Annotated in this window: 4 protein-coding genes; 2 read left to right on the top strand and 2 right to left on the bottom strand. The window is 64.9% G+C overall.

Annotated elements, in window-relative coordinates; translation table 11 throughout:
* Both AC1DEY_RS22700 and AC1DEY_RS22695 read left to right on the top strand, forming a co-directional pair.
* Positions 1 to 267: EamA family transporter (locus AC1DEY_RS22700; protein WP_476869966.1), on the top strand; the 267-nt coding region annotated here is incomplete at its 5' end.
* Between the two features lie 141 nt (positions 268 to 408).
* Positions 409 to 1,305 carry a dihydrodipicolinate synthase family protein gene (locus AC1DEY_RS22695; RefSeq protein ID WP_476869967.1) on the top strand — a complete coding sequence of 299 codons (897 nt, stop codon included), beginning with the start codon at positions 409 to 411 and terminating at the stop codon, positions 1,303 to 1,305.
* A gap of 1,450 nt (positions 1,306 to 2,755) precedes the next feature.
* On the opposite strand, the gene AC1DEY_RS22690 is transcribed toward AC1DEY_RS22695, so the two are convergent.
* Both AC1DEY_RS22690 and AC1DEY_RS22685 read right to left on the bottom strand, forming a co-directional pair.
* Positions 2,756 to 3,148 (bottom strand): RidA family protein, encoded by a 393-nt coding sequence (locus AC1DEY_RS22690; protein ID WP_476869965.1) that lies wholly within the window; start codon positions 3,146 to 3,148, stop codon positions 2,756 to 2,758.
* Positions 3,149 to 3,239: 91 nt separating this feature from the next.
* Complete coding sequence (locus AC1DEY_RS22685; RefSeq protein WP_476869964.1) at positions 3,240 to 3,518, bottom strand: hypothetical protein; 279 nt, start codon at positions 3,516 to 3,518, stop codon at positions 3,240 to 3,242.
* Between the last annotated feature and the right edge of the window lie 231 nt (positions 3,519 to 3,749).

Here is a 3,749-nt window from a genome sequence, read left to right as displayed (position 1 = left end):
GTGCTGCCAATGGCGCTCGAGATGCTTGCCCTGCGCCGGATGACGCCCACGGCGTTCGGTACCCTGATGGCCCTCGAACCCGCCATCGGGGTGCTCCTCGGGCTGCTCGTGCTGCACCAGCAGCCCTCACTCACACAATTCGGTGGCATTACGCTCGTCGTCCTCGCCGGCGCCGCCGCGCAACGCGGCGGCCGCCGGCAACCGCACACCCGCGAACACGCCGCCGCCCGCACCGGCCCCGACCTCATCGGCCAAGGACCAAAGTAGGCCACAGTCCTCCAGCCATGCAGGTCCGTAAGACTGTCGCTGCGCGAGGATTCCCTGTTTGCCGGTGCCCCCGCAGCTCAGTCCGCCCAGGGAGCGCCTGTGACTTTAATTCCCTGTGATTCAAACAAAGGATTTATGACTATGTTCACCGGCTTGAGTGCCTTCCCCCTGACCCCTCTGGCAGACGATGTTGTTGACGAGCMTGCCTTCGTTCGYCTGATCGAACGGCTCTCGGAGGCGAAGGTTGACTCCATCACSGCGCTCGGATCCACGGGCTCCTACGCGTAYCTGAGCGGCGAGGAACGGAGCCGTGTCGCCCGCCTGGCGGTCGAGCACGCCGGCGATACACCCGTGTTCATTGGTGTCGGGGCCTTGCGGACCTCACACGTTCTCGCGAACGCCGAAAAGGCAGAACTGGCGGGAGCTTCCGGGCTCCTGCTTGCTCCGATGACCTATCAACCCCTCACCGAAGATGACGTGTTCGAACTGTTCCGGACCGTCACCGCGAACTCGTCACTGCCCGTCATCGTCTATGACAACCCGGGCACCACCCACTTCACTTTCACGACCGAGCTCTACGGACGCATCACGGAGCTGCCCGGTATCGCTTCCATCAAAATCCCGGGTGTACCGGCCGATCCGGAGCAAGCGGAGGCGCGGGTTCAGCAAATCCGGGCAGCCGTCCCTTCGCACGTGACCATCGGAGTTTCCGGTGACGCCACGGCCGCCGCGGGACTGGCCGCCGGGTGCGATGCCTGGTACTCGGTCATCGGCGGCACTATGCCCGCCCTGGCGATGCGGATCACCCGGGCCGCTTTGGAAGGGCGGGACTCCGACGCGTCCGCCGAGTCCGAACGGCTTGCACCGTTGTGGCAGTTGTTTGCCGAGTTTGGCGGGAGTCTCCGGGTCGTTGCGGCAATAGCGGAACAGCTCGGACTGGCATCACCATCGTGCCTGCCGCTCCCCCTCCAAGGATTGACCGGGAAGCAGCGTGCCCATGTGGCCAGGATTGTCGATGAGCTCGGCCTCACCCCGTAGCGCCGGCCTCGGCGTTCCACCCAGGAAGGACCGCCGGGTAGGGGCGCTGGCCCGCTACGTCTTCGCCGCGACCCTGGTTCGCAGCGCAGACGGCGGCGCAGTAGTTGCCATCGTGCTGCTCGCGCACGCCTGCGGGATGCCGGGCTGGCTGGCCGGACTCCTGGGAGCATCTATTACCGCGCCCCACCTGCTCGGGCCCTTCATCGCACGACGCCTCGACACGGCCCGGGACGGGCGCAAGGTGATCGCGTGCTCCGCCGTTCTCCACGGGGTGTTGCTTGGTGTTGCTGCTCTGCTCCTGCCGGTCGCTTGGGCGATTTGGCCGGCCATTTTGCTCTTTGTCTCCGGCATCTTCGGGCCGATGCTCACCGGCGGGATCAGCAGCCGCCTGCCCTCCATCGCCGGCCCCGGGCAGCGTAGCCAACGCAGAGCTCAAGGCTGGGACGTCGCAAGCTACGGGCTGAGCGGCACCCTCGGCCCCGCAGCGGTCGCGTGGATCGCGGCMGCATCTGACGCGCTYACCGCGACACTGGTTCTGGCCGGAGCCGCCGTSGTKGGTGCGGGAGCCGTTCTCGCACTCCCCACGCARGAGCCGCYCAACAAGGCMGTTGASGTGCCRTCSCCCGGKCGAACAYTGMGCCTCATMTGGGSACGYGGTCCGCTKCGCCGCACACTCGGACTCACCGTGASCGTCGCATTCTCTGTCGCCGCGCTACCGATCTACGCCGTTGCMACAGCTCCCGCGTTCGGCGGSGCCKCRGCCGCCGGAACACTGGTCGCAGCCTACGGGATAGGAAATCTCCTCGGATCAGCGGGGCTCATGCTCCGACCGCTTCGCCGCGACGCAGACCCTCTCATGAGCTCCCTCTCCGCACTCGTCGCGGCAACGCTGATACTCGTGATGCTCACTCCGACACTCCCCACATCCCTCATTGCCTTCGGCCTGKCAGGGATCGCCAACGCAATGTTCTTCGCGGCAACMCTCGCCGCGCGAAGCGAATACGCMCCYATCGAGGCYCGCGGCCAARTCTTCATCTGGGTAGGCGCACTCAAGATCGCWGCAGGATCMGCCGGRACAGCCGYCGCGGGTGSAACCATCGCACAAACGGTYTGGGCACCRCTTCTGCTGGCGACAGCCCTCACAGCAATTGCTGCGACCACCAGCATCATCGAGCGCTCCCGTCCACGCTGGTCCAAGCACTAGCCCGCCTGAWTTCAACARCACCCTCACCCCGACATGCCCGCAGCCCGGCGGGGGGGGTGCATCAGGCGCGCGCCAAAAAGCGCCGCCAAGACAACGCCAAATAGCTCTGCGATTCACACGGTTATTTTGTGGATCGCAGCGCTATTTGGCAGTRAATTCGCAGGSCTTAGTTGCCGAYGAGTAGGGCTTCTCTGGCTGTGTCGAYGATCTCGGGAGTGAGCGTATCGAGGTGGTCGTGCGTTTGGATCACCCCACGCGGCGCATCGCGTGCAGTTCGATCTCGACGCGCGCCCTGAGCGGGAGCCCGGCGACGGCGACCGTCGTGCGCGCGGGGTACTGGCCGTCGAAGTACCTCGCGTACACGGCGTTCATCGCTGCGAAGTCGTCCATGTCGACGAGGAAGACGTTGACTTTGACGACATTGCGCCAGCTGCTGCCGGCCGCCTCGAGGACGAGGCCAAGGTTGTCGAAGACGCGTGCGGTCTGCTCCTCGATGCCACCGCCGACCAGCTGCCCGGTCGCCGGGTCGATGGGCGTCTGCCCCGAAAGGAACAGCAGGCCATTCGGTATACCGCACGCTTGGGAATAGGGGCCCACGGGCGCCGGGGCGCTCTCGGCCATCACATAGGTCGGTTCCATCGCTGAGGTCCTCTCCGTCGGACGACGCGCGCTGCCGGAGCGTACCGGCCGGCGACCGGCTACCACGGCAGTCCGCTCGCTGATTTTCAGTCTACTGCCGGCACGGCTGCGGTGAGCTCTCAGCCGTCCGGCACCTGCTMGGGACTTCTTGCGGCAGGTCCCGTTCCACAGTTACTCCGTAGGGAACATCAGCGCTGAGGTTCACTGTGTACATATCAGGTCCGTGGCGGGTGACGAGAATGCCCTGCCATCCTTCTGTCATCGAGTGGTCGCGGGCCATCTCTACAGCCGTGTTGATACTGTCTGCGATTTCTGTCGGGGATAGGCCTGTGATGTGGAAGTAGCGGTCGGCCTCGATCGTGATGATCATTGGACTCCTGCTTTGCTCTTTATGTCGTCTTTGATTTGGTGCTCATGATGTGGGCACGCACGTAGCGAATCGGATCTTTGGGACGAAGAAATGGTTTTCAGCGATGGCATACTCGCCCGATCGGATTCTCTTGACCGGAGGTTTGCCACCGAACTTGCACCGCATCCCGGGTGGCGGTTCCGCAGCCCGGGATGCAGTGGGTTGTCACTACGGAACGGTACGACTTTGGAG

The sequence above is a fragment of the Arthrobacter sp. 05T47 genome (assembly GCF_056395825.1).
Note: the sequence above shows the minus strand (reverse complement) of the source record. Positions and strands in the feature narration are given on the sequence as shown.